Source organism: Klebsiella sp. CN_Kp075, assembly GCF_040065055.2.
Lineage (GTDB): Bacteria > Pseudomonadota > Gammaproteobacteria > Enterobacterales > Enterobacteriaceae > Klebsiella > Klebsiella aerogenes.
Map to the genome: position 1 here is coordinate 4663265 of NZ_CM198050.1, position 26788 is coordinate 4690052.

General features: G+C 55.4%; 18 protein-coding genes, 1 tRNA gene and 3 rRNA genes. 11 read left to right on the top strand and 11 right to left on the bottom strand.

Annotated elements, in window-relative coordinates; translation table 11 throughout:
* Window positions 1-199 precede the first annotated feature (199 nt).
* The 3 genes from ABLV78_RS22245 to ABLV78_RS22255 are packed head-to-tail and all read left to right on the top strand — an operon-like array spanning window position 200 to window position 5144.
* Window positions 200-1264, top strand: coding sequence for an HlyD family secretion protein (locus tag ABLV78_RS22245; protein WP_045395428.1), 1065 nt, complete (start codon window positions 200-202; stop codon window positions 1262-1264).
* The gene (gene rbbA / locus ABLV78_RS22250; protein WP_047043806.1) at window positions 1261-4020 is read left to right on the top strand and encodes a ribosome-associated ATPase/putative transporter RbbA; all 2760 of its coding nucleotides are present in this window, start codon (window positions 1261-1263) and stop codon (window positions 4018-4020) included. The genes ABLV78_RS22245 and rbbA overlap by 4 nt, the downstream gene beginning before the upstream one ends.
* Window positions 4020-5144 carry an ABC transporter permease gene (locus tag ABLV78_RS22255; protein ID WP_047043805.1) on the top strand — a complete coding sequence of 375 codons (1125 nt, stop codon included), beginning with the start codon at window positions 4020-4022 and terminating at the stop codon, window positions 5142-5144. Before rbbA ends, ABLV78_RS22255 begins: the two co-directional genes overlap by 1 nt.
* A gap of 27 nt (window positions 5145-5171) precedes the next feature.
* On the opposite strand, the gene ABLV78_RS22260 is transcribed toward ABLV78_RS22255, so the two are convergent.
* From ABLV78_RS22260 to ABLV78_RS22285, 6 genes are all read right to left on the bottom strand, one after another.
* Window positions 5172-5489: a hypothetical protein gene (locus tag ABLV78_RS22260; RefSeq protein WP_020079735.1), complete on the bottom strand. Its 318-nt coding sequence runs from the start codon at window positions 5487-5489 to the stop codon at window positions 5172-5174.
* 324 nt (window positions 5490-5813) lie between these two features.
* Window positions 5814-6089, bottom strand: a complete 276-nt coding sequence (locus ABLV78_RS22265; RefSeq protein ID WP_072058202.1) for a DUF2574 family protein — start codon at window positions 6087-6089, stop codon at window positions 5814-5816.
* A 651-nt stretch (window positions 6090-6740) separates the two neighbouring features.
* A 5S ribosomal RNA gene (rrf, locus tag ABLV78_RS22270) occupies window positions 6741-6856 on the bottom strand.
* A 96-nt stretch (window positions 6857-6952) separates the two neighbouring features.
* Window positions 6953-9856: ribosomal RNA gene (locus tag ABLV78_RS22275) — 23S ribosomal RNA — on the bottom strand.
* Window positions 9857-10038: 182 nt separating this feature from the next.
* Window positions 10039-10114, bottom strand: a tRNA-Glu gene (locus ABLV78_RS22280).
* Window positions 10115-10199: 85 nt separating this feature from the next.
* Window positions 10200-11739 (bottom strand): 16S ribosomal RNA (locus tag ABLV78_RS22285).
* Together the 16S, 23S and 5S rRNA genes with 1 tRNA gene alongside form the textbook arrangement of a ribosomal RNA operon.
* Before the next feature lie 592 nt (window positions 11740-12331).
* Here ABLV78_RS22285 and ABLV78_RS22290 point away from each other — a divergent pair.
* Window positions 12332-13453 (top strand): ribosomal protein uL16 3-hydroxylase, encoded by a 1122-nt coding sequence (locus tag ABLV78_RS22290; protein ID WP_047046098.1) that lies wholly within the window; start codon window positions 12332-12334, stop codon window positions 13451-13453.
* A 92-nt stretch (window positions 13454-13545) separates the two neighbouring features.
* Here ABLV78_RS22290 and ABLV78_RS22295 read toward each other — a convergent pair whose 3' ends face one another.
* The 3 genes from ABLV78_RS22295 to cusR all read right to left on the bottom strand — a co-directional run bounded on the left by ABLV78_RS22295 (window position 13546) and on the right by cusR (window position 16091).
* Window positions 13546-13866, bottom strand: coding sequence for a PcoE/SilE family metal-binding protein (locus ABLV78_RS22295; protein WP_047046101.1), 321 nt, complete (start codon window positions 13864-13866; stop codon window positions 13546-13548).
* 109 nt (window positions 13867-13975) lie between these two features.
* Window positions 13976-15418 (bottom strand): Cu(+)/Ag(+) sensor histidine kinase, encoded by a 1443-nt coding sequence (locus tag ABLV78_RS22300; protein WP_045394791.1) that lies wholly within the window; start codon window positions 15416-15418, stop codon window positions 13976-13978.
* Window positions 15408-16091 carry a copper response regulator transcription factor CusR gene (gene cusR / locus ABLV78_RS22305; RefSeq protein WP_047046104.1) on the bottom strand — a complete coding sequence of 228 codons (684 nt, stop codon included), beginning with the start codon at window positions 16089-16091 and terminating at the stop codon, window positions 15408-15410. Before cusR ends, ABLV78_RS22300 begins: the two co-directional genes overlap by 11 nt.
* 173 nt (window positions 16092-16264) lie before the next feature.
* Between cusR and ABLV78_RS22310 the strand changes: the two genes are divergently transcribed.
* The 6 genes from ABLV78_RS22310 to ABLV78_RS22335 all read left to right on the top strand — a co-directional run bounded on the left by ABLV78_RS22310 (window position 16265) and on the right by ABLV78_RS22335 (window position 23975).
* Window positions 16265-17650: an efflux transporter outer membrane subunit gene (locus ABLV78_RS22310; protein ID WP_047046106.1), complete on the top strand. Its 1386-nt coding sequence runs from the start codon at window positions 16265-16267 to the stop codon at window positions 17648-17650.
* A 17-nt stretch (window positions 17651-17667) separates the two neighbouring features.
* Entirely contained in the window at window positions 17668-18012 is a 345-nt protein-coding gene (cusF, locus tag ABLV78_RS22315; RefSeq protein ID WP_047046108.1) for a cation efflux system protein CusF, read from the top strand.
* Between the two features lie 44 nt (window positions 18013-18056).
* A complete protein-coding gene (locus ABLV78_RS22320) occupies window positions 18057-19319 on the top strand; it encodes an efflux RND transporter periplasmic adaptor subunit (RefSeq protein ID WP_047046110.1) in 1263 nt (420 codons plus the stop codon).
* An 11-nt stretch (window positions 19320-19330) separates the two neighbouring features.
* Window positions 19331-22480, top strand: coding sequence for a CusA/CzcA family heavy metal efflux RND transporter (locus ABLV78_RS22325; protein WP_047046113.1), 3150 nt, complete (start codon window positions 19331-19333; stop codon window positions 22478-22480).
* A 316-nt stretch (window positions 22481-22796) separates the two neighbouring features.
* Window positions 22797-23516 carry a DNA/RNA non-specific endonuclease gene (locus tag ABLV78_RS22330; RefSeq protein WP_047046387.1) on the top strand — a complete coding sequence of 240 codons (720 nt, stop codon included), beginning with the start codon at window positions 22797-22799 and terminating at the stop codon, window positions 23514-23516.
* 114 nt (window positions 23517-23630) lie between these two features.
* Window positions 23631-23975 carry a DUF1294 domain-containing protein gene (locus tag ABLV78_RS22335; RefSeq protein ID WP_032715523.1) on the top strand — a complete coding sequence of 115 codons (345 nt, stop codon included), beginning with the start codon at window positions 23631-23633 and terminating at the stop codon, window positions 23973-23975.
* Window positions 23976-24064: 89 nt separating this feature from the next.
* Here the strand turns inward: ABLV78_RS22335 and ABLV78_RS22340 are convergent, their stop codons facing one another.
* Both ABLV78_RS22340 and ABLV78_RS22345 read right to left on the bottom strand, forming a co-directional pair.
* Window positions 24065-25060 (bottom strand): membrane protein, encoded by a 996-nt coding sequence (locus tag ABLV78_RS22340; protein WP_045386873.1) that lies wholly within the window; start codon window positions 25058-25060, stop codon window positions 24065-24067.
* A gap of 27 nt (window positions 25061-25087) precedes the next feature.
* Window positions 25088-25720, bottom strand: coding sequence for an HNH endonuclease (locus ABLV78_RS22345; protein ID WP_047046119.1), 633 nt, complete (start codon window positions 25718-25720; stop codon window positions 25088-25090).
* Window positions 25721-25899: 179 nt separating this feature from the next.
* Here ABLV78_RS22345 and ABLV78_RS22350 point away from each other — a divergent pair, with 179 nt between their 5' ends.
* Entirely contained in the window at window positions 25900-26769 is an 870-nt protein-coding gene (locus tag ABLV78_RS22350) for a phosphorothioated DNA-binding restriction endonuclease (protein WP_047046122.1), read from the top strand.
* Window positions 26770-26788: the final 19 nt, after the last annotated feature.

Consider the following 26788-nt stretch of genomic DNA (forward strand, 5'->3'; position numbering starts at 1 on the left):
TCCAGATTATAAATATGCGTGTTTCATTTAAGGCCAGGATTGCTGATGATGACCACTCTAAAAGCACATCTTCCCCACCGGTTGGCAACGTAACAGGATTTTGCGCCGGACGGCCTTATCTCCCTTTTGTTTTATCGTCCCGCCGGGCGAAATAGCGAAACGCGCACCACTCAGCAATATGGAACAGAGCGAGTCGCGTATGGACAAGAACAAACGACGTTGGACCGGGTATATCGTAGTTGCAGCGGTGGTCATCGCCGCCGCATGGTGGATGTTGCGCCCGGCTGGGCTACCGCCGGGCTTCGCCGCCAGTAATGGCCGCATCGAGGCGACGGAAGTCGATATCGCCACCAAAATTGCCGGGCGTATCGAGACGATTCTGGTCAAAGAGGGGCAGTTCGTCCATAAAGGCGATGTGCTGGCGCGGATGGATACGCGGGTGCTCAATGAGCAGCGCCTCGAAGCCGCCGCGCAAATCAAAGAAGCGCAAAGCGCGGTTGCCGCCGCCAACGCGTTACTCGACCAGCGGCAGAGCGAAATGCGCGCCACCGAAGCGGTGGTGAAACAGCGCCAGGCGGAGCTAGACTCCACCGCTAAACGTCACGTCCGTTCCAGCACTCTTTCACAGCGCGGCGCCGTCTCCGCTCAGCAGCTGGATGACGATCGCGCGGCCGCTGAAAGCGCCCGCGCGGCGCTGGAATCGGCGAAAGCGCAGGTCTCCGCCGCCCGCGCCGCCATCGAGGCTGCCCGCACCAGCATCATCCAGGCTAAAACCCGCGTTGAAGCCGCCGAAGCCACCGAGCGGCGGATCCTCGCCGATATTGACGATAGCCAGCTGAAAGCGCCGCGCGACGGCCGCATCCAGTACCGCGTCGCCGAACCAGGCGAAGTGCTGGCCGCCGGGGGGCGGGTATTAAACATGGTCGACCTGGCAGACGTCTATATGACCTTCTTCCTGCCAACGGAACAGGCGGGTCTCCTGGCGCTCGGCAGTGAAGCGCGCTTGATCCTGGATGCCGCGCCAGATCTAGTGATCCCGGCAAATATCAGCTTTGTCGCCAGCGTCGCGCAATTCACCCCAAAAACGGTAGAAACCAGCGACGAGCGGCTCAAGCTGATGTTCCGCGTCAAGGCGCGCATTCCGCCAGAGCTGTTGGAACAGCATCTGGAATATGTCAAAACCGGCCTGCCTGGGATGGCCTGGGTACGACTGGATAAGCAGAAAAGCTGGCCTGAAGCGCTGACGGTGAGGTTGCCGCAATGAAACTCACGCCGCAGGATACTTCGCCTCCCGTCGCCCTGCTGGAAAACGTTGGCCAGCAGTTTGGCGCCACCATCGCGTTGCGCGATATCAACCTGGCGATCCCGGCGCGGCGTATGGTTGGCCTGATTGGCCCGGACGGGGTCGGCAAATCAAGCCTGCTCTCGCTTATCGCCGGGGCGCGGGCCATCGAGCAGGGTAACGTGATGGTGCTCGGCGGCGATATGCGCGACGTTCATCACCGCCAGCAGGTATGCCCGAAAATCGCCTGGATGCCGCAGGGCCTGGGGAAAAACCTCTACCATACGTTATCGGTCTATGAAAACGTCGACTTCTTCGCCCGCCTGTTTGGTCATGATAAAGCCGAGCGTGAACTACGCATCAACGAACTGCTGCAGAGCACCGGGCTGGCGCCGTTTCGCGATCGCCCTGCCGGTAAACTCTCCGGTGGAATGAAACAAAAGCTTGGGCTGTGCTGTGCGCTGATCCACGACCCGCAGCTACTCATCCTTGATGAACCGACTACCGGCGTCGACCCGCTCTCCCGCGCGCAGTTCTGGGATCTGATAGACAGCATTCGTCAGCGCCAGCCGGAAATGAGCGTGCTGGTCGCTACCGCCTACATGGAAGAGGCCGAGCGCTTCGACTGGCTGGTGGCGATGAACGCCGGCGAGATACTGGCGACCGGTAGCGCGGCGGCGCTCAAAAAACAAACCGGCAGCCAGACCCTGGAGCAGGCGTTTATCGCCTTGCTGCCGGAAGCGCAGCGCCTGGCGCATAAAGACGTGGTCATTTCGCCGCGCGACGGCAGCGAGGAAGAGATCGCCATTGAAGCGCGCGGCCTGACCATGCGCTTCGGCAACTTTGTCGCCGTCGACCACGTTAACTTTCGTATCGCCCGTGGCGAAATTTTTGGCTTCCTCGGCTCTAACGGCTGCGGCAAATCCACCACCATGAAGATGCTCACCGGCCTGTTGCCCGCCAGCGAAGGCGAGGCCTGGCTGTTTGGCCAACCGGTCGACCCGAAAGATATCGCCACCCGCCAGCGAGTGGGTTATATGTCGCAGGCTTTCTCGCTCTATAGCGAACTGAGCGTACGGCAAAACCTGGAGCTGCACGCCCGCTTGTTTCACATTCCGGATCATGAAATAGCCGGCCGGGTAGCTGAAATGAGCGAGCGTTTTATGTTGACCGAGGTTGAAGACGCGCTTCCCGCCGACTTGCCGCTGGGGATCCGCCAGCGACTTTCATTAGCGGTCGCGGTAATTCATCGCCCGGAGATGCTGATCCTCGATGAACCCACCTCCGGCGTTGACCCGGTGGCGCGCGATATGTTCTGGCAACTGATGGTTGACCTGGCGCGGCAGGATCGCGTCACCATCTTCATCTCTACCCACTTTATGAATGAGGCGGAACGCTGCGATCGCATCTCGCTGATGCACGCCGGCAAAGTGCTGGCCAGCGATACGCCGCAGGCGCTGGTTGAGCAACGTGGCTCCGCCAGCCTCGAAGAGGCGTTTATCGCCTGGCTGCAGGAGGCGGCGGATGCCACACAGCCGACCGTTTCTGTCTCTACAACGCCCGCGCCGCCTGCTGTCGCATCACACCACAAGAACGCGTCCCCACGCCAGTCATTCAGCCTGCGCCGCCTGTTTAGCTATAGCCGCCGCGAAGCGCTGGAACTGCGCCGCGATCCGGTGCGATCGACGCTGGCGCTGCTGGGAACGGTGATCCTGATGTTTATCATGGGCTATGGGATCAGCATGGATGTCGAGGATCTGCGCTTTGCCGTCCTCGACCGCGATCAAACGATCAGCAGCCAGAACTGGTCGCAGAACATTGCTGGCTCACGCTACTTTATCGAGCAGGCGCCACTGCAGAGTTATGACGAATTGGATCGTCGAATGCGTAACGGCGAGCTAGCGGTGGCGATAGAAATTCCGCCGAACTTTGGCCGCGATATCGCTCGCGGTACGCCGGTGCAGATTGGCGTGTGGGTGGACGGCGCAATGCCAAATCGCGCGGAAACGGTGCGCGGGTACGTGCAGGCGATGCATCTGGCCTGGCTGCAGGAGATGGCCGGGCGGCAAAGTAGCCCGAATCGTGATACTTCGCTCATTTCCATCGAGACCCGCTATCGCTATAACCCGGACGTGAAGAGCCTGCCGGCCATCGTCCCGGCGGTGATCCCGCTGCTGCTGATGATGATCCCGGCGATGCTCAGCGCGCTGAGCGTGGTGCGGGAAAAAGAGCTCGGTTCGATCATCAACCTGTACGTGACGCCGACCACCCGCAGCGAATTCCTGCTCGGCAAACAGCTGCCTTACATCGTGTTGGGGATGTTTAACTTTTTTCTGCTGTGCGCGCTGTCGGTCTTCGTGTTTGGCGTCGCGCATAAGGGGAGTTTCCTGACCCTCACCCTGGCGGCGCTGCTGTATGTCACCATCGCCACCGGGCTGGGATTGCTGATCTCGACATTTATGAAGAGCCAAATCGCCGCCATTTTCGGTACCGCGATTATTACGCTGATTCCGGCCACCCAATTCTCCGGGATGATCGACCCGGTGGCATCTCTGGAGGGGCCAGGTCGCTGGATCGGACAAATCTACCCGACCAGCCATTTCCTGACCATCGCCCGCGGCACCTTCTCCAAGGCACTGAATATTAGCGATTTGTGGGTTTCGTTCATTCCACTATTGATTGCGGTGCCGCTGGTGCTCGGGCTGAGCGTGTTGCTGCTGAAGAAACAGGAGGGATGATGCGCGGATTACGCAATATTTATAACCTCGGCATCAAAGAGCTGCGCAGCCTGCTCGGCGATAAAGCGATGCTGGCGCTGATCGTGTTTGCTTTTACCGTGTCGGTTTACTCCTCGGCCACGGTAATGCCCGGCTCTCTACACCTGGCGCCTATCGCTATTGCCGATATGGATAAATCACAGCTCTCATCGCGGATCATTAACGGCTTTTATCGGCCATGGTTTTTAACGCCAGAGTTGATCAGCGCCGATGAAATGGATGCCGGGCTGGATGCCGGACGATACACATTCGCCATTAATATTCCGCCAAACTTCCAGCGCGATGTGCTAGCCGGTCGTCAGCCGGAGGTGCAGGTCAACGTCGACGCCACGCGAATGAGCCAGGCCTTTACCGGCAACGGCTATATCCAGAATATTATCAGCGGTGAAGTGAACAGCTTTGTTGCCCGCTATCGCGACAACAGTACGCTGCCGGTGGAGCTGGCGGTGAGGATGCGCTTTAACCCTAACCTTGAACAAGAGCGCTTCGGCGCGGTGATGGCGATTATCAACAACATCACCATGCTGGCCATTGTCCTCACCGGTTCGGCGCTTATCCGCGAGCGAGAGCACGGCACCATTGAGCACCTACTGGTGATGCCGGTAACGCCGTTTGAGATAATGATGGCCAAGATATGGTCGATGGGGCTAGTGGTACTGGTTGTCTCCGGGCTGTCGCTACTGCTGATGGTGCAGGGAATTTTGCAGGTACCGATTGAGGGGTCGATCCCGCTGTTTATGCTGGGGGTAGCGCTCAGCCTGTTCGCCACCACCTCCATTGGCATTTTTATGGGCACGCTCGCCCGTTCTATGCCGCAACTGGGGCTACTGATGATCCTGGTGCTGCTGCCGCTGCAGATGCTCTCCGGCGGCTCCACGCCACGGGAGAGTATGCCGCAGCTGGTTCAGGACATTATGTTGACCATGCCAACCACCCACTTCGTCAGCCTCGCGCAGGCGATACTGTACCGCGGCGCCAGCTTTGCCATCGTCTGGCCGCAGTTTTTAATTTTGTTCGCTATCGGCAGCGCTTTCTTTACCATTGCGCTGCTGCGTTTTCGCAAGACAATTGGTGAGATGGCATAAACCTGAACCGGGCGCTGCGCCGATGGCTTATTTTTGACGATTCATAAAGCGACGTAGACCCCAGGTGAAGGCCATAGCCATACTGAAAAGGATGAATAACAGCACAATCCAGCTGATAGAAATGCGCAGCAACGTGCCAGGCGTCATAAATGGCTGAAGATAAACGGTGAAAGAGTGGGCAGGCGATTTTCCCAGCAGTTGATAGGCGCTATCGGTAAGCCACACGCCAACCCGGCAGAACAGCCAGATAATCGCCGGCCAGCAGAGCAGAACCAGAAAGGTAAAGCGCTCCTGAATGTAAGTAACGATCTGGCGCAGCGGCGGCCAGTTAAGCAGGATTTTCATTTATATTCTCATATTGCCAGCCGATGACCTGCAACATTCATCGCAAGGCATTCCGGGCAGCGTCCGTACAGGCAATCTACCCTATTTGTATATCAAATTTACCGTCACTTAAACCAGATCAAGTTAACAAAGTGTTAATGATGTATCGTATCAACCCCAAAAAGAGTAGATAACCCTGTCGTTCATGGAAATAAGCGGGGGGAGAAGTATTAAGCGGCGAGAATAAATTTTCAAGTCCACAACTGGCTGATTTTTATATCTGATAGCAGTGCGCCATTATTTCGCCGCTGGGCAATATAATGGCGCGGAAATATAAGTGAATGATTAATCGTAGCTGCTGATAATTATTTTCCTGTTCGCATTATTCGGTAAATTCACCGTTTGGGTAACCACCCCATGAGAAGGGACTGCCATATTTTGCGTGTTAATGAGGTAAGTATTTTGCCCACAACGCTGTTGAGCTTTTTCGTTAATGATATTGGTGCTGCAGGTAGGTGTCGCCACACGCCCGGAGATGGTTAATGTAGCGGTATCAGCAGCGAATGCAGGCAAGCTCAATCCATAAGCTAATGTCAGAATCCCAATTAGCGGTTTTTTCATTGAATTTATAACCAGTTAACAGGATGAGAAATAAGCGATTTGCTTTCTATTTTTCTCCCTCAGGAGAAGTGATGCGTTGATGTCATCACGCAGGAAAGATAATCCATATAATTAATAAGGACAATTATACTGAGAGCTATTAGTGCGATAGGTATTACTGATGTTAACGAACCAGGCGGCTGGGCAGGATGTTTCCCCGGAGGCGGTGTAGCCCGGGGAAGGAGCGGTAGCCCCGGTAAGCGCAGCGCCACCGGGGGAGATGGCGGAGTGTCTGGCCATAAAACACCAAAACAAAAGGCCCGGTCTTCCGACTGAGCCTTTCGTTTACGTCGATATGGCAGCGGCTTTTCCCGGAGGCGGTGCTGCGCACCTTTTCCGGGCTACGGGGTCTGTCGCCCCGGTAAGCGCAGCGCCACCGGGGGAGCTATACGCCACACAGCAAAAAACCCCGCACCTTACGGTACGGGGTTCTTCTTGTTTGATGCCTGGCAGTTTATGGCGGGCGTCCTGCCCGCCACCCTCCGGGCCGTTGCTGCGCAACGTTCAAATCCGCTCCCGGCGGATTTGTCCTACTCCGGAGAGCGCTCACCGACAAACAACAGATAAAACAAAAGGCCCAGTCTTCCGACTGAGCCTTTCGTTCTATTTGATGCCTGGCAGTTCCCTACTCTCACATGGGGAGACCCCACACTACCATCGGCGCTACGGCGTTTCACTTCTGAGTTCGGCATGGGGTCAGGTGGGACCACCGCGCTATCGCCGCCAGGCAAATTCTGTTTTATCAGCCCGTCATTACGACGCACTGATTAATCTGTATCAGGCTGAAAATCATCTCAAATCCGCCAAAACAGCTTCGGCGTTGTAAGGTTAAGCCTCACGGTTCATTAGTATCGGTTAGCTCAACGTATCGCTACGCTTACACACCCGACCTATCAACGTCATCGTCTTTAACGTTCCTTCAGGAGACTTAAAGTCTCAGGGAGAACTCATCTCGGGGCAAGTTTCGTGCTTAGATGCTTTCAGCACTTATCTCTTCCGCATTTAGCTACCGGGCAATGCCATTGGCATGACAACCCGAACACCAGTGATGCGTCCACTCCGGTCCTCTCGTACTAGGAGCAGCCCCCCTCAATTCTCCAGCGCCCACGGCAGATAGGGACCGAACTGTCTCACGACGTTCTAAACCCAGCTCGCGTACCACTTTAAATGGCGAACAGCCATACCCTTGGGACCTACTTCAGCCCCAGGATGTGATGAGCCGACATCGAGGTGCCAAACACCGCCGTCGATATGAACTCTTGGGCGGTATCAGCCTGTTATCCCCGGAGTACCTTTTATCCGTTGAGCGATGGCCCTTCCATTCAGAACCACCGGATCACTATGACCTGCTTTCGCACCTGCTCGCGCCGTCACGCTCGCAGTCAAGCTAGCTTATGCCATTGCACTAACCTCCTGATGTCCGACCAGGATTAGCTAACCTTCGTGCTCCTCCGTTACTCTTTGGGAGGAGACCGCCCCAGTCAAACTACCCACCAGACACTGTCCGCAACCCCGATTAGGGGCCAACGTTAGAACATCAAACATTAAAGGGTGGTATTTCAAGGTTGGCTCCACGCAGACTGGCGTCCACGCTTCAAAGCCTCCCACCTATCCTACACATCAAGGCTCAATGTTCAGTGTCAAGCTATAGTAAAGGTTCACGGGGTCTTTCCGTCTTGCCGCGGGTACACTGCATCTTCACAGCGAGTTCAATTTCACTGAGTCTCGGGTGGAGACAGCCTGGCCATCATTACGCCATTCGTGCAGGTCGGAACTTACCCGACAAGGAATTTCGCTACCTTAGGACCGTTATAGTTACGGCCGCCGTTTACCGGGGCTTCGATCAAGAGCTTCTCCTTACGGATAACCCCATCAATTAACCTTCCGGCACCGGGCAGGCGTCACACCGTATACGTCCACTTTCGTGTTTGCACAGTGCTGTGTTTTTAATAAACAGTTGCAGCCAGCTGGTATCTTCGACTGATTTCAGCTCCACCCGCAGGGGCTTCACCTACATATCAGCGTGCCTTCTCCCGAAGTTACGGCACCATTTTGCCTAGTTCCTTCACCCGAGTTCTCTCAAGCGCCTTGGTATTCTCTACCTGACCACCTGTGTCGGTTTGGGGTACGATTTGATGTTACCTGATGCTTAGAGGCTTTTCCTGGAAGCAGGGCATTTGTTACTTCAGCACCGTAGTGCCTCGTCATCACACCTCAGCGTTAAAAGGTACCGGATTTACCTGGAACCTCCGCCTACATGCTTAAACCGGGACAACCGTCGCCCGGCTAACATAGCCTTCTCCGTCCCCCCTTCGCAGTAACACCAAGTACAGGAATATTAACCTGTTTCCCATCGACTACGCCTTTCGGCCTCGCCTTAGGGGTCGACTCACCCTGCCCCGATTAACGTTGGACAGGAACCCTTGGTCTTCCGGCGTGCGGGCTTTTCACCCGCATTATCGTTACTTATGTCAGCATTCGCACTTCTGATACCTCCAGCAACCCTCACAGGCCACCTTCGCAGGCTTACAGAACGCTCCCCTACCCAACAACACATAGTGTCGCTGCCGCAGCTTCGGTGCACAGTTTAGCCCCGTTACATCTTCCGCGCAGGCCGACTCGACCAGTGAGCTATTACGCTTTCTTTAAATGATGGCTGCTTCTAAGCCAACATCCTGGCTGTCTGTGCCTTCCCACATCGTTTCCCACTTAACTGTGACTTTGGGACCTTAGCTGGCGGTCTGGGTTGTTTCCCTCTTCACGACGGACGTTAGCACCCGCCGTGTGTCTCCCGTGATAACATTCTTCGGTATTCGTAGTTTGCATCGGGTTGGTAAGTCGGGATGACCCCCTAGCCGAAACAGTGCTCTACCCCCGAAGATGAGTTCACGAGGCGCTACCTAAATAGCTTTCGGGGAGAACCAGCTATCTCCCGGTTTGATTGGCCTTTCACCCCCAGCCACAAGTCATCCGCTAATTTTTCAACATTAGTCGGTTCGGTCCTCCAGTTAGTGTTACCCAACCTTCAACCTGCCCATGGCTAGATCACCGGGTTTCGGGTCTATACCCTGCAACTTAACGCCCAGTTAAGACTCGGTTTCCCTGCGGCTCCCCTATACGGTTAACCTTGCTACAGAATATAAGTCGCTGACCCATTATACAAAAGGTACGCAGTCACACCCGAAGGTGCTCCCACTGCTTGTACGTACACGGTTTCAGGTTCTTTTTCACTCCCCTCGCCGGGGTTCTTTTCGCCTTTCCCTCACGGTACTGGTTCACTATCGGTCAGTCAGGAGTATTTAGCCTTGGAGGATGGTCCCCCCATATTCAGACAGGATACCACGTGTCCCGCCCTACTCTTCGAGTTCACAACCTGTGCATTTTGGTGTACGGGACTATCACCCTGTACCGTCGGACTTTCCAGACCGTTCCACTAACACACAAGCTGATTCAGACTCTGGGCTGCTCCCCGTTCGCTCGCCGCTACTGGGGGAATCTCGGTTGATTTCTTTTCCTCGGGGTACTTAGATGTTTCAGTTCCCCCGGTTCGCCTCGTTAACCTATGTATTCAGTTAACGATAGTGTGACGAATCACACTGGGTTTCCCCATTCGGACATCGCCGGCTATAACGGTTCATATCACCTTACCGACGCTTTTCGCAGATTAGCACGTCCTTCATCGCCTCTGACTGCCAGGGCATCCACCGTGTACGCTTAGTCGCTTAACCTCACAACCCGAAGATGTTTCACTTCTGATTGCGAAAATTTGAGAGACTCGAACACACATTGACTGTGTGTCGTTTCAATTTTCAGCTTGATCCAGATTTTTAAAGAGCAAATATCTCAAACGTCACCCGAAGATGAGTTTTGAGATATGTCGGCGCGCGTCTTTCACTCACGAACCAGCAAGTGGCGTCCCCTAGGGGATTCGAACCCCTGTTACCGCCGTGAAAGGGCGGTGTCCTGGGCCTCTAGACGAAGGGGACACTGAAGTCTCAATCGCAAGACGCCTTGCTTCTTTACTTTCATCAGACAATCTGTGTGAGCACTACAAAGGCAGGTTCTTTAAGGTAAGGAGGTGATCCAACCGCAGGTTCCCCTACGGTTACCTTGTTACGACTTCACCCCAGTCATGAATCACAAAGTGGTAAGCGCCCTCCCGAAGGTTAAGCTACCTACTTCTTTTGCAACCCACTCCCATGGTGTGACGGGCGGTGTGTACAAGGCCCGGGAACGTATTCACCGTAGCATTCTGATCTACGATTACTAGCGATTCCGACTTCATGGAGTCGAGTTGCAGACTCCAATCCGGACTACGACATACTTTATGAGGTCCGCTTGCTCTCGCGAGGTCGCTTCTCTTTGTATATGCCATTGTAGCACGTGTGTAGCCCTACTCGTAAGGGCCATGATGACTTGACGTCATCCCCACCTTCCTCCAGTTTATCACTGGCAGTCTCCTTTGAGTTCCCGGCCGAACCGCTGGCAACAAAGGATAAGGGTTGCGCTCGTTGCGGGACTTAACCCAACATTTCACAACACGAGCTGACGACAGCCATGCAGCACCTGTCTCAGAGTTCCCGAAGGCACCAAAGCATCTCTGCTAAGTTCTCTGGATGTCAAGAGTAGGTAAGGTTCTTCGCGTTGCATCGAATTAAACCACATGCTCCACCGCTTGTGCGGGCCCCCGTCAATTCATTTGAGTTTTAACCTTGCGGCCGTACTCCCCAGGCGGTCGACTTAACGCGTTAGCTCCGGAAGCCACGCCTCAAGGGCACAACCTCCAAGTCGACATCGTTTACGGCGTGGACTACCAGGGTATCTAATCCTGTTTGCTCCCCACGCTTTCGCACCTGAGCGTCAGTCTTTGTCCAGGGGGCCGCCTTCGCCACCGGTATTCCTCCAGATCTCTACGCATTTCACCGCTACACCTGGAATTCTACCCCCCTCTACAAGACTCTAGCCTGCCAGTTTCGAATGCAGTTCCCAGGTTGAGCCCGGGGATTTCACATCCGACTTGACAGACCGCCTGCGTGCGCTTTACGCCCAGTAATTCCGATTAACGCTTGCACCCTCCGTATTACCGCGGCTGCTGGCACGGAGTTAGCCGGTGCTTCTTCTGCGAGTAACGTCAATCGCCAAGGTTATTAACCTTAACGCCTTCCTCCTCGCTGAAAGTACTTTACAACCCGAAGGCCTTCTTCATACACGCGGCATGGCTGCATCAGGCTTGCGCCCATTGTGCAATATTCCCCACTGCTGCCTCCCGTAGGAGTCTGGACCGTGTCTCAGTTCCAGTGTGGCTGGTCATCCTCTCAGACCAGCTAGGGATCGTCGCCTAGGTGAGCCATTACCCCACCTACTAGCTAATCCCATCTGGGCACATCTGATGGCATGAGGCCCGAAGGTCCCCCACTTTGGTCTTGCGACGTTATGCGGTATTAGCTACCGTTTCCAGTAGTTATCCCCCTCCATCAGGCAGTTTCCCAGACATTACTCACCCGTCCGCCGCTCGTCACCCGAGAGCAAGCTCTCTGTGCTACCGCTCGACTTGCATGTGTTAGGCCTGCCGCCAGCGTTCAATCTGAGCCATGATCAAACTCTTCAATTTAAGTTTGATGCTCGTGAATTAAACTTCGTAATGAATTACGTATGTTCACTCAGAGACTTGGTATTCATTTTTCGTCCGAGGACGTTAAGAATCCATGTCACTTTGAGTGCCCACACAGATTGTCTGATAAATTGTTAAAGAGCAGTTGCGACGCGCTTTAGCGCTCTGTCGCGAGGTGGCGTATATTACGCTTTCCTCTTTCAGAGTCAACCCTGAATTTCAGAATTTTTCTCTTCAACCGAACCGGCTGTTTGTGTGAAGTGATTCACATCCGCCGTGTCAGTGGGTGCGCATTATAGGGAGCTGCTGAGATATAGCAAGCCTTAAAATACAAAAAACTTATCAAGCGCTCATTAATTAAACTTTTCACGTTTATCCTCGTTAAGACAGAACCGATAAAACCCAGTATTCATGCGGCCTGCAGCGCATTCTCTACCGAAACTACTTTTTTGCGAAAACGCGATTTTTCTCGTTCACCCACCGCCGCTATCGCGCCAATGGTGAATTAAGCACCACTCTTGACCCATGACAAAGCGCTCAACTTCCTCTCCTTTCTATAATCAGAGCCGTTTCTTCCTATTGGTAATAATCTATGGCTTATCAACTCAACATTAACTGGCCCGAGTTTTTAGAGAAGTACTGGCAAAAGCAGCCGGTCGTATTAAAGAAGGCGTTCCCGAACTTCATCGACCCCATCACGCCAGACGAGCTGGCCGGGTTAGCCATGGAGCCGGAAGTCGATAGCCGGCTGGTCAGCCTGGTTAACGGAAAATGGCAGGCCAGTAACGGTCCCTTTGAACATTTCGACGGCCTGGGCGAAACCGGCTGGTCATTGCTGGCCCAGGCGGTTAACCACTGGCATATGCCTGCCGCTGAGCTGGTGCGCCCGTTCCGCGTGCTGCCTGACTGGCGTTTAGACGATCTGATGATCTCCTTCTCCGTCCCCGGCGGCGGTGTGGGCCCGCATATCGATCAGTATGACGTCTTTATTATTCAGGGCATGGGCAGCCGCCGCTGGCGCGTGGGCGATAAGCTGCCGATGCGTCAGTTCTGTCCGCATCCGGCACTGCTGCACGTCGATCCGTTCCCACCGATCATTGATGAAGATCTGGAGCCGGGCGACATCCTCTATATTCCACCGGGATTCCCGCACGACGGCGTGACCCACGAAACGGCACTGAACTACTCCGTCGGCTTCCGCGGGCCAAACGGCCGCGACCTGATCAGCAGCTTCGCCGACTATGTGCTGGAAAACGACCTCGGCGGCGAACACTACAGCGATCCTGATCTCACCTGCCGCGAGCATCCGGGCCGGGTTGAAGAGTATGAACTCGAACGTCTGCGCAACATGATGATCGACATGATTCGCCAACCCGAAGACTTCAAGCAGTGGTTCGGCAGTTTCGTCACCACGCCGCGTCACGAGCTGGACATTGCTCCGGCGGAACCGGCATATGAAGAAGCGGAAGTGGTCGATGCGCTGCTGGGCGGCGAAAAGCTTTCTCGCCTGAGCGGCCTGCGCGTTCTGCATATCGGCGACAGCTTCTTCGTACATAGCGAACAGCTGGATACCACCGATGCCGGAGCGCTGGATGCATTGTGCCGCTATACCTCATTAGGTCAAGAAGAGCTCGGCAGCGGCCTGAAAAATCCGGCATTCGTTAGCGAACTGACGCGCCTGATTAATCAGGGCTACTGGTACTTCGAAGAGTAAGAGAACGGCAATACTGCGGGCAGCCGCCTGGCGCTGCCCGCTATCTCTCAGACATTATCCAGACAACTCGCCCCCATCACCTCCACCACTGATTAGAGAGCTGGAATTTGTTGGCGATGCGCTTTTGCTTCCGCCTGATGGGCAAACGCCTGGCCATTATTCAGCGATTCATGAAATACCGCAGCCTGTTCATGTTCATTCATTTGTGAAAAAGAACGCGGCTGTTTCGGGGAGGCAGGATTGTCGCCCACCTGCGCAAGATGCCCCTGCGCCATCTGCTGATGGGCCGGCGACTGCCCGTTATTTATCATCTCATGCGCCAACGCCGCGTTGTGATGGGTCATTTCCGCAGCATTCGCCACACTTGCTGCAAAAATAACGCTGATAGCCACGATAGTGCGTACTGTGTTCATTCTATTACTCCCTGCAGATTAACAAATAGTGAGTCATCAACAGGAAGGATAAAATAATGGCTCTGTCGCCAGCGTGACCGCATTATGACGAAGCCGTCAGATGAGGTCGTTATTGCGCATATTTTGGTAATACCACAATAAAACGCGTAGATCGTTGATCGGACTGCACCGTCACGCTGCCGTGATGGGCGCTGACAATCGATTTTACAATCGCCAGACCGATGCCGCTGCCCTCGCCTTTGCGCTGGCGCGAGGGGTCGACGCGATAGAAACGGTCAAACAGGCGCGGCAAATGTTCAGCGGCAATCGGCGCGCCGGGGTTCTCGACCACCAGGCGGATCTTCTCGGCGCTTTCGCTTAACTGAATGGTCACCGCCTGGCCGGCAGGGGTATAGCGAATCGCGTTCGACAGCAGGTTGCTGATTGCCCGCCGCAGCATCAGCGGGTCGCCAATCACCCGGCAGTGGCTACCGACAAAACGCAGCGCCACCTCTTTCTCTTCCGCCCACGCTTCAAAGAACTCAAACACCTTATTCACTTCCTCGGCCAGATCCAGCGCCCGCTGTTCAGGGATCAGCTGGTTATTATCCGCCTGGGCGAGGAACAACATATCGCTGACCATCCGCGACATGCGTGAAAACTCTTCGAGGTTGGAATAGAGCACCTCTTCCAGCTCCTGCTGGCTGCGGCTCTGGCTTAAGGCGATTTCGGTTTGCGTCACCAGGTTGGTAATCGGCGTACGGATTTCATGGGCGATATCGGCGGAGAAATTAGACTGCCGGGTAAAGACATCCTCTATCCGCTCCAGCATATGGTTAAACGACAGCGCCAGCCGCTCCAGCTCGATGGGTACCGCCTGTGGGTCAAGGCGTACATCGAGATCCCGGGAGGTAATATTCTGGATCTGGCGGCTGATCTGGCGAATCGGCTTATGCCCCTGATAGACCACAAACAGCACGATGGCGATGATCAGCAGGCTGATTATCGACGCCGCGGAAATCAGCTTTGCTTTGAGCTCATTAATATAGTGCAGGTGAAAGTCGATCGATAAAGCCATCAGCAGATGCCAGGCCGGTTTGCCATCTGCCTGCTTGCCCAGCGGCAACATGATTAGCCGCCAGGAGCGGGTCTCCATTTGATGATTATCATGAACCATTTCCCGCGGCTGCGGGTCGGTCCATGAAATCACATTACCGTCGCGCAACTTCATCGCCAGCCCCGGCGTGCTCATAATATGGCTGAGTTCCGGGCCGTCTGGCGACTGAAACAGAATATTGCCCTCGGCATCATCCAGACAGATAAAGACGTTAGCGTAGCCGCCAATCACGTTTTTTAAGATCTCCAGCCGCCGCTCCTGCGGATAGTCGGCATGGTTGAGCACCGTCTCAAGCGTGGTACTGAGCTGCTTGAGGTCGTGAACGTCGCGCTCTTCAAAGTGGGCCTTCACCGAATGGATCATGATCCAGGTGAAGGCAAAGAATGCAATGATGGTGGCGAGGCTGATAAAGAAGGTCAGCCGGGTGGCCAACGAAAAGGGGCGCTTAGCGGCCATCCGGCACCTCAAGCATATAGCCGACGCCGCGCACGGTCTGGATAAGCTTCGGTTCGAAGTCGTTATCGATTTTGGCGCGCAGCCGCTTCACCGCCACGTCGATGGCGTTAGTGTCGCTGTCGAAATTCATATCCCACACCTGCGACGCGATCAGCGAGCGGGGTAGCACCTCGCCCTGATGGCGCAGGAAGAACTCCAGCAGAGTGAATTCTTTACTGGTCAGGGTGATACGAGTCGCGCCGCGCATCACCTTGCGGCTGACCAAATCAACGCTGAGATCGGCCGCCTGAAACTGGCTTTCTACTATTACCGCCGCCCCGCGACGCAGCAGAGTACGTACCCGCGCCAGCAGTTCCGCAAAAGCAAAGGGCTTCACCAGATAGTCGTCGGCGCCCAGCTCCAGCCCCTTCACCCGATGCTCGATAGTGCCAAGCGCGGTGAGCAGCAGGATTGGCATCCCTTTATTGGCGGCGCGCAGCATGCGCACGATATCCCAGCCGTTGACGTCCGGCAGCATGATATCGAGGATCAGCAGATCGTAATCGCTGGTCATCGCCAGGTGATAACCGTTAAGGCCGTTGTCGGCCAGGTCGACGACGAATCCGGCTTCGGTAAGACCTTTGGTTAGGTACTCCCCGGTTTTCTTCTCATCTTCGACAATCAAAATCTTCACGGCTGGCTCCTTCACGCGCGCTCTGTGCGGGTATTCAATTTTAGAGGAGCCCCTCCGGATAGCAATGAAATATCAGGAAAATGACAGCTTTGTCATTTTCCTGTCACGCGTTGAACAGAGCCCGCTGCGTAAAGTATCCGCCATTGATAAATCGCCGAAAACCGTCTGTCGCCATGCGCCCAATTCAGCTTCTTTCTCTCAGCGTGATATTCGCCTTAACAGGCTGCCTGTCACTTGCTCCGGACTATCAGCGCCCCGCAGCGCCGGTGCCGCAGCAGTTCTCTCTCAGCCAGAACAAACTGGTTACTGCGACAGCGGGCTACCAGGAGACTGGTTGGCGCACCTTTTTCGTCGACCCACAGGTAAAAAGCCTGATTAGTACCGCGCTGACCAACAATCGCGATCTACGGATGGCGACGCTGAAAGTGCAGGAGGCCCGCGCCCAGTACCGGGTGACCGACGCCGACCGCTACCCGCAGCTTAACGGCGACGGCAGCACCACCTATGGCGGCAAGCTCAAAGGCGACACCACCACCAGCAGCGATTATGCCGCTGGCTTGAATCTCAGCTACGACCTCGACTTCTTTGGCCGGTTGAAAAACCTTAGCGAGGCCGACCGACAGAACTTCTTCGCCAGCGAAGAGGCGCGGCGCGCGGTGCATATCCTGTTGATTGCTAACGTTTCACAAAGCTACTTCAACCAGCGGCTGGCGGCGGCGCAGTTACAGGTGGCGAACGACACCTTACAGAACTATCAGCAGTCTTACGCCTTCGTCGAAAAACAGCTGCTGACCGGCAGCACCACCGTTCTGGCGCTGGAACAGGCGCGCGGCATGATCGAAAGCACCCGCGCCGATATCGCCAAACGGCAAGGCCAACTGGCGCAGGCTAATAACGCCCTGCAGCTACTGCTCGGCAGCTATCAACGCCTGCCGGACGATAGCGCCAGCAGCGCGGTGGACCTGAAAGGCGTAACCCTGCCGCCGTCCCTCTCTTCAGAGATCCTGTTGCAGCGGCCGGATATTTTAGAGGCCGAACACAGCCTGTTGGCAGCCAACGCCAATATCGGCGCCGCGCGGGCGGCCTTCTTCCCGTCGATTACCCTGACCAGCTCGCTCTCCGGCAGCAGCAGCGAGCTCTCCAGCCTGTTTAACGCCGGCAGCGCGATGTGGAACTTTATCCCAAAAATCGAACTGCCGATTTTCAACGCCGGGCGTAATCAGGCCAACCTCGATCTGGCGGAGATCCGCCAGCAGCAGCAGGTGGTCAACTATGAGCAAAAAATACAGTCCGCCTTTAAAGAGGTGGCCGACGCGCTGGCCCTGCGCCAAAGCCTGGCCGCTCAGATTGCCGCCCAGGAACGTTATCTCGCTTCACTAAATATCACCCTGCAGCGCGCGACTGCGCTCTATCGTCACGGCGCGGTCAGCTACATCGAAGTCCTGAGCGCCCAGCGCGACATTTTCACCACCCGACAAACCCTGCTGGAACTCAACTATTCCCGTCAGGCTAATGAAATCACCTTGTTCACCGCTCTCGGCGGCGGCTGGATGGAATAACCCGAGGAGTCTTGATTATGAATTCACTGTCTAAAATCGCCCTGTTCACCCTGTTCTCTGGCGCAGTGTTCGCGGCCCAGGCCGCCGACCCGCACGCCGGTATGGCAATGCACGAACAGCCCGCTACCGCGCAAACGCAAAGCATCACTGGCAAAGGCGTCATTAAAGCCATTGACATGAATAGTAAAAAAATCACCATCGCCCACGACGCCATCCCGGCGGTGAACTGGCCGCCGATGACCATGCGCTTCACCATCACCCCGCAGACGCAGCTCAACAATGTGAAGAACGGCGACAGCGTGGATTTCACCTTCGTTCAGCAGGGCAATCTGTCGCTGTTACAGGATATCCGCGCCCAATAACGGCCCGGCGACGGTAGGCACCTCAACAACTGAATGGACGACACATGGCATCCCTGACACTGAAAAATACGGCGCTGATCCTCGGCAGCATGGTAATTGGCGGCGCGCTTACCGCGGCGCTGTATACCCGACTGACGCCGCCCCTGACTAGCGCATCCGCGACCGAGCAGCAGCACAAAGTTCTGTTCTGGTACGACCCGATGTACCCGAATACTCGCTTTGATAAACCGGGTAAATCGCCGTTTATGGATATGGATCTGGTGCCGAAATACGCTGATGAGGAGAGTGCCGCCGCCGGTGCGCCGGGGGTGCGTATCGACCCGACGCAGACCCAAAACCTCGGCGTAAAAACCGCCGCGGTCACACGCGGGCCGCTGCGCTACACCCAGACCTTCCCGGCCAACATCAGCTATAACGAGTATCAGTACGTGATTATGCAGGCGCGGGCGGCGGGCTTTATTAATAAAGTCTATCCGTTGACCGTCGGCGACAAAGTCAAGCAAGGCACGCCGTTACTCGAGCTGACCATCCCGGACTGGGTGGAAGCGCAGAGCGAATATCTGTTGTTGCAGGAGACCGGGGGCACCGCCACGCAGGTTGAGGGGATCCTCGAACGCCTACGCCTCGCCGGCATGCCGGATGACGATATCCGCCGCCTGAAAACCACACGTAAAATCCAGACCCGCTTTACCCTCAAAGCGCCGATCGATGGCGTTATTACCGCCTTCGATCTGCGCGCCGGAATGAATATCGCCAAAGATAATGTGGTGGCGAAAATTCAGGGCATGGACCCGGTGTGGGTCAGCGTGGCGGTGCCGGAATCCATCGCCTGGCTAATTAAAGACGCCTCGCAGTTCGCCATTCAGGTTCCCGCCTGGCCGGGAAAAACCTTCAGCATCAACAAATGGACCATTCTCCCCAGCGTCGATAGCACCACCCGTACCCTGCAGCTGCGCCTGCAGGTCAACAACCCGGATGAAGCGCTGAAGCCGGGGATGAACGCCTATCTGAAGCTGACCAGCGAAAGCGCGCCGATGCTGCTGATCCCATCAAAAGCGTTGATCGACAGCGGCAGCGAGCAGCGGGTGATTACCGTGGATAACGAGGGCCGCTTCGTGCCGAAACGCGTGCAGGTATTCCATGAATCCGCCGGCGTCACGGCCATTCGTAGCGGGCTACAAGAGGGCGAAAAAGTCGTCGCCAGCGGCCTGTTCCTGATCGACTCGGAAGCCAATATCTCCGGCGCGCTGGAGCGCATGCGCGCGCAGGCTTCTGATGTCACGGCTCCTGCCGCCCACGCGCACTGAGGAACGGAACAATGATTGAATGGATTATCCGCCGCTCGGTGGCCAACCGCTTCCTGGTGATGATGGCGGCGCTGTTCCTCAGCATCTGGGGGACCTGGACCATCATCCACACCCCAGTAGACGCCCTGCCGGACCTCTCCGACGTACAGGTAATCGTCAAAACCAGCTACCCGGGACAGGCGCCGCAGATCGTCGAAAACCAGGTCACCTGGCCGCTGACCACCACTATGCTGTCGGTGCCTGGCGCCAAAACGGTGCGCGGCTTCTCGCAGTTTGGCGACTCCTACGTGTATGTAATATTTGAAGACGGCACCGATCCTTACTGGGCGCGCTCGCGGGTGCTGGAGTATCTCAACCAGGTGCAGGGCAAACTGCCCGCCGGGGTCAGCGCCGAAATGGGCCCTGACGCCACCGGGGTTGGCTGGGTCTTCGAGTACGCGCTGGTCGACCGCAGCGGCAAACATGACCTCGCCGAACTGCGCTCGTTGCAAGACTGGTTCTTAAAATATGAGCTGAAAACCATTCCTAACGTCTCGGAAGTGGCTTCGGTAGGCGGCGTGGTCAAGGAGTATCAGATTGTCGTCGACCCGATGAAGCTGACCCAGTACGGCATCAGCCTCGGCGAGGTGAAATCGGCGCTGGACGTCTCTAACCAGGAGGCGGGCGGCTCTTCCGTCGAACTGGCGGAAGCCGAATATATGGTGCGCGCCAGCGGTTACCTGCAGACGCTCGACGACTTCAAAAATATCGTGCTGAAAACCGGTGACAACGGCGTGCCGGTCTATCTCGGCGACGTCGCGCGGGTGCAGATTGGCCCGGAGATGCGCCGCGGTATCGCCGAGCTTAACGGCGAGGGCGAAGTCGCCGGCGGCGTGGTGATCCTGCGCTCCGGCAAGAACGCCCGCGAGGTGATCTCGGCGGTCAAAGAGAAGCTGGCATCGCTGCAAAGCAGCCTGCCGGAAGGGGTTGAAGTGGTCACCACCTACGACCGCAGCCAGCTTATCGACCGCGCCATCGACAACCTCAGCCACAAGCTGCTGGAAGAGTTTATCGTTGTCGCGCTGGTCTGTGCCCTGTTCCTGTGGCACGTGCGCTCGGCGCTGGTGGCGATTATTTCGCTGCCGCTCGGCCTGTGCTTCGCCTTTATCATGATGCATTTCCAAGGGCTTAACGCCAACATCATGTCGCTGGGCGGGATCGCCATTGCGGTGGGGGCGATGGTCGATGCCGCCATCGTGATGATTGAGAACGCCCATAAGCGGCTGGAGGAGTGGGAACATCAGCACCCGGGAGAGAAACTTAGCAACGACATCCGCTGGAAAATCATTACCGATGCGTCGGTGGAGGTCGGCCCCGCGCTGTTTATCAGCCTGCTGATCATTACTCTGTCGTTTATCCCGATTTTCACCCTCGAAGGCCAGGAGGGCAAACTGTTCGGCCCGCTGGCCTTCACCAAAACCTGGTCGATGGCCGGGGCGGCGCTGCTGGCGATCGTGGTGATCCCGATCCTGATGGGCTTCTGGATCCGCGGCAAGATCCCAGCGGAGAACAGCAACCCGCTGAACCGCTTTTTGATCCGCATTTATCACCCACTGCTGCTGAAGGTACTGCACTGGCCGAAGACTACCCTGCTGATCGCGCTTCTGTCGATCCTGACGATTGCCTGGCCGCTTAACCGGGTCGGCGGCGAGTTTCTGCCGCAGATTAATGAAGGCGATCTGCTGTATATGCCGTCAACGCTGCCGGGGATCTCCGCTGCGCAGGCGGCGGATATGCTGCAGAAAACCGATAAGCTGATCATGACGGTGCCGGAAGTGGCGCGGGTGTTCGGCAAAACCGGCAAGGCCGAAACCGCCACCGACTCGGCGCCGCTGGAGATGGTAGAGACTACGATTCAGCTCAAGCCGCAGGATCAGTGGCGATCGGGGATGACCATGGAGAAGATCGTCGAAGAGCTGGATAAAACCGTGCGTCTGCCGGGGCTGGCGAACCTGTGGGTGCCGCCGATCCGCAACCGCATCGACATGCTCTCCACCGGCATCAAGAGCCCGATCGGCATTAAAGTTTCCGGCACCAACCTGGCCGATATCGACGCCATCGCCGAACAAATTGAAGTGGTGGCGCGCACCGTGCCGGGAGTCACTTCGGCGCTAGCCGAGCGGCTGGTCGGCGGGCGCTACCTCAACATTGATATTCATCGTGAGAAGGCGGCCCGTTACGGCATGACCGTCGGCGACGTGCAGTTGTTTGTTTCGTCCGCCATCGGCGGCGCGATGGTCGGCGAAACGGTAGAGGGCGTCGAGCGCTATCCGATCAACATCCGCTACCCGCAGAGCTATCGCGACAGCCCGGAGACCCTGCGCCAGCTGCCGATCCTCACGCCGCTGAAGCAGCAGATCGTGCTCGGCGACGTCGCCGAGGTTAAGGTCGTTACCGGGCCATCGATGCTGAAGACCGAGAACGCCCGCCCGACCAGTTGGATCTACATCGACGCTCGCGACCGCGACATGGTGTCGGTGGTGCGCGATCTGCAGCAGGCCATCGGCAAAGAGGTGAAGCTGAAGCCGGGCATCAGCGTCTCCTACTCCGGGCAGTTTGAGCTGCTGGAGCGCGCCAATCAGAAGCTGAAGCTGATGGTGCCGATGACGCTAATGATTATCTTCGTGCTGCTGTACCTGGCGTTCCGCCGCTTCGGCGAGGCGTTGCTGATTATCACCAGCGTGCCGTTCGCCCTCGTCGGCGGGATCTGGTTCCTCTACTGGATGGGATTCCATCTGTCGGTGGCCACCGGTACCGGCTTTATCGCCCTCGCCGGGGTGGCGGCGGAGTTTGGCGTGGTGATGCTGATGTACCTGCGCCACGCCATCGAGGCGGAGCCATCGCTGGAGAACCCGCAAACCTTCAGCGCCGATAAGCTCGACGAGGCGCTGTATCAGGGCGCGGTGCTGCGCGTGCGGCCAAAGGCGATGACCGTGGCGGTGATTATCGCCGGCCTGCTGCCGATTTTATGGGGCACCGGCGCCGGGTCAGAAGTGATGAGCCGTATCGCCGCGCCGATGATTGGCGGGATGATCACCGCGCCGCTGCTGTCGCTATTTATCATTCCGGCGGCATATAAGCTGATGTGGCTGTATCGGCATCGGGGCAAGCGCGGAGAATAAATAAAGGCAGGCCCGTTGGTATTTCACCGGCGGGCTTTTTTTTGTTAGCCCAACAAATAATTACCTCATTTAACCCCCACCCGCTCTCATATTATCTCATCCTCTGCGCCAATCGGCCTTCACGCCACATTATTCTCTTTAGCTTCATTGATTTTCCTGCTCACCCTGGCTGCGTATTTATCACGCGGAGAAAAGGTGGGCCTTAAATTAATGAGCGCTATCGATGAACCTGAATCCTTTTCCACCCTGTTTATTTTTGCTGTTATTACTTTCCGCCCTGAGCACGATAGCACCCAGCCATGCCGCGACAGTAAAGGTGGATAATTGTGAAGTTGGCTGCCCAACCGGCGGCAGCCAACAGACGCTTTTCCGCGCGGCCTACACGCTGAACAATAACCCCAGTCGTAAACTGGCCAACTGGGTAGCGTATAAAATCACCCGCGCCAGCGAGGCCAGCAACCGGGCGAGAGTGTGGAAACAGGATCCCGATTTACCTGCCGCCGATACCCTGGCGCCCGCCGACTATCGCCGGGCCAACACCTTACTGGCGGTCGATCGCGGCCATCAGGCGCCGCTGGCGAGCCTCGGAGGCGCGGAGGACTGGCCTGCGCTGAACTATTTGTCGAATATCACTCCGCAGGAAGCGGCGCTGAATCAGGGGGCGTGGGCGCGGCTGGAAGACGCGGAGCGCGCGTTAGCCGAGCGCCCGGAGGTGACGGCGGTTTATGCGGTTACCGGGCCGCTGTTCGAGCGGCATATCGCCACCCTGCCCGCCGCGCCGGACGTGGAGATCCCCAGCGGTTACTGGAAGATTATTTTCCTCGAGAGCGGCCCGCAGAGCGGCCAGTACGCGGCATTTGTGTTGGACCAGGCGACGCCGCGCGATGCTAATTTCTGCGACCATCAGGTGACGGTGGCGGAGATCGAGCGCCGAACCAGTCCGCACTTGACGCTGTGGTCAGCATTGCCGGCGGCCGTTGCCACAACGCTAAAAACGCAGCCGGGCAGGTTGGCGCGGGAAATGGGTTGCCAATAAGGAGCAAGGGTTAAAATTGTCGACCTGTCGCGATTAACAATCGGCGTCTTACCGCCAGCTAGCAAACCAGGTATAGTTGCCGTCTCTGCCACCGCTAAGCGCTGTTGATATTGTATGAAGCTCGGTTATTTTTGTTACTTTCTGCTGGCCATCGCCGCCGTCGGCAGCCTGTTGCTGCCCTATTCCATCGCCATGTGGTTCCTGCTGGCGAACGTGCTAACCTGGCTTATCTACGGCATCGATAAATTAGCCGCCCGTAAAGCCTGGAGCCGGATCCCGGAATCCACCCTGCTGACGTTCGGCCTGCTTGGCGGATGGCCCGGCGCGATTGCCGGGCAGCAGTGTTTTCGCCACAAGACCCAGAAGCAGCCATTCAGGACATATTTCATTATTAGCATCGTGCTGAATGTTGTGGTGCTGGTTGGCGGATATTGGCTGTACCGGGATTATGGGGTGTAGGGTTGGTGTAATTTATTATCACTACATTTACGCTCAATATGCTCAACACCAGGTCTGCAAACGCAGCGTTGAGCAATATTTTTTACTACCTATTGCTCTACTTTTTCAATAATAAAACCATCGCGTCGTAAAAAATCAATTACACGCTGGATATTACCAAGCCCCCATTGGTTCGATATTGCGATAACTTCGCCAGATTGAAGCTCAATTACCGCATCTTCACTCAAATGATATCGATTCTTTCGCCCATCAGGAACTTGATCAGCCAAAACAATTGTTCGATTTTTGAGAATTTCACCCAGCTTAGTATAAATGTCCTCAAGGCTGTGGGGATTATGCTTATTTATCCAATCAGTAAATAGTTCAAGGGCTAACTTACGCTTATTATAAACACCACCATTATACCTATATTCAGAGTAATCTTTTTCAGACTTCTGGCTACTTATATTTTGCTCAACCAGCTTTTCCCTGAACTTAACTTGATATTCTTCTAATTCTGGAACCGGAATTATTTGCTCCGCATTTATTAGTATATCATCGTTAAACTTGTAAGGTGTAAGACGAACACAACGAATATCAACACCTTTATCTCTCAGCCAAATCGCTGTAGTGGTCAGTTCTTTCCCAAAATCAGCTGAAGCAAGAACAATTCTAACATCCTTACCAAAGTCAGAGAGCTCATTCTCCTCAAGACCAATAAATTCTAATATTTTTGCTTTAGCATTAACATCTGAATCAGTACCTAAATATGACTGATAATATTCGCATGCTTTTGTAAAACTCATTGTAGAAATCATAGCTGCATAACGCAATGCTTGTAATTCCATATGAGCGCCGATTTCATCTCGCTTTAACTCTATTACGACAAGATTAGCCTGCTTATCAATCGCTAATAAGTCAATCCGTCTTCTGCTGTCCTCCCAATCTGAAAACTCCTCAGCAATGACAAGACAATCAGGTGCAAGGATATCAATATTATTTTTTATAGCTTCTTGCAAATCGTAACGTTCCTGAAGCCCCTCTATTGAGTAGGTAGTTTTTTCCAGCGCAACTAAATTTTTATCAGCAATATTATATAATGCCATTTTTCAAATCCGTTTATGAAAGTATTACTATGATTGTATCAGAGTTTTTAATTCATCTGGCGTATATGGCGGGTTTCGCCGATGCAGCATCGCGTGACAGTTGGGGCAAACTGGGATCAGGTCAGTTTTCGGATCCAAACGATAGTCCTGTTTAATCTCCGATAGCGGCACCAGATGATGAATATGGATAAAGCCCTGGCCGATATCACCGTAGCGCTTAGCCATATCAAGGCCGCACACCTGACACCGGGTACCGTGATAGCGCAACGCAGCCTCGCGGGCCTGGCGATCGCGCTCATAGCGGTTAACCATAACCTGAACCGCAGCCCCTTCCACAAACTCACTTTTCGGCTGTAGCTCGTCGGGAAAAAGGGTAATGCCGGCATCATCTACTCGCTCCTGAACGATCTTGAATCCTTGTTCCAGCAACAGACGGACGCATTTGGATTTGATCCCACCGCTGAAATCCGCCGGGGTGAACTCCGTTTTCGTCGCCATGGTGGCCGCTATCCCAACGATAGCTTTAGAGGGATAACGACGTCCTTCGAATTCGACTTCATACAGACGCGCGTCTTTAAACTGATGCGCTATACCCTCGTCGTATGCGCGGATGGCTTCGATGATGCATTCTCGCGATAGATGATCTGGCAACCGTTTCATATGGCTGAGCTATTTGATGATGAGTGACCTCATTATAGATAGAAAGCGGAATAAATTTCGAATAGATAAATCATGGTGATAGTTGAAAAGAGACCTGGGTTGGATATCGAATCCCGGTGGCTTGATCGACAGCAGTTTTGCGAGCATCATCGCAATTATTTAGCAAAATACGTAACGCGATGCCTTCTAGTAAAACTCTGCAACAAGCGATCGCCAATATCACTATCTGGCGCAAAGGCGAACAGCGCGCGCCGCATAAACCTCTGCTGTTGTTGCACGTGCTGTCGCATTACCAGCACGGACATCCGCGGATGTTCGATTACGCCTCAGAGGTTCGTGATGAGTTACATAGCCTGCTGGAGCGTTTTGGTCCACAGCGCGCGCAATACCGCCCCGATATGCCCTTCTGGCGTCTAAAAGGCGACGGCTTCTGGGAATTACGCAACGCTGAGCAATGTTCAACTGAAGGCAGCAGACAGCCACCCTCTAAAGAACTGGAAACCTATCACGTCGCGGGCGGCTTTGACGAAGAGCACTTCGCGCTGCTGAGCAAGAATAAGAGGCTGATTAACACCTTGGCGCATCAGATCCTGCAGGCCCATTTCCCGGAGAGTATTCAGGAAGAGATCGCCGATGAGATGGGGTTTGATATCCAGCAAATTCGCAAAGAACGCGACCCGCTGTTCCGCCAGCAGGTGCTACGCGCTTATAACTATGAATGCGCTATCTGCGGCTTTAATATGCGCCATGACAACACCTCCGTCGCGCTGGAGGCTGCGCATATCAAATGGAAGCAGCACGGCGGCCCATGTGAAATTCCCAACGGTCTGGCGCTATGCGCCATTCACCACAAAGCGTTTGATAAAGGTTCGATTGGCCTGGATGAGCATATGCGGGTACAGATTTCTCCCGCGGTTAACGGCGGCGGGATTGTCGGAAAGCTGTTCTGGGACTTTGAAGGTAAGCAAATTGGATTGCCTCAGGGGAAGGATTGTTACCCGAAAGAGGGATTTGTGGAGTGGCACAGGAGAGAGGTATTTAGGGGGTGAGGTAAGGCACGCGACTATA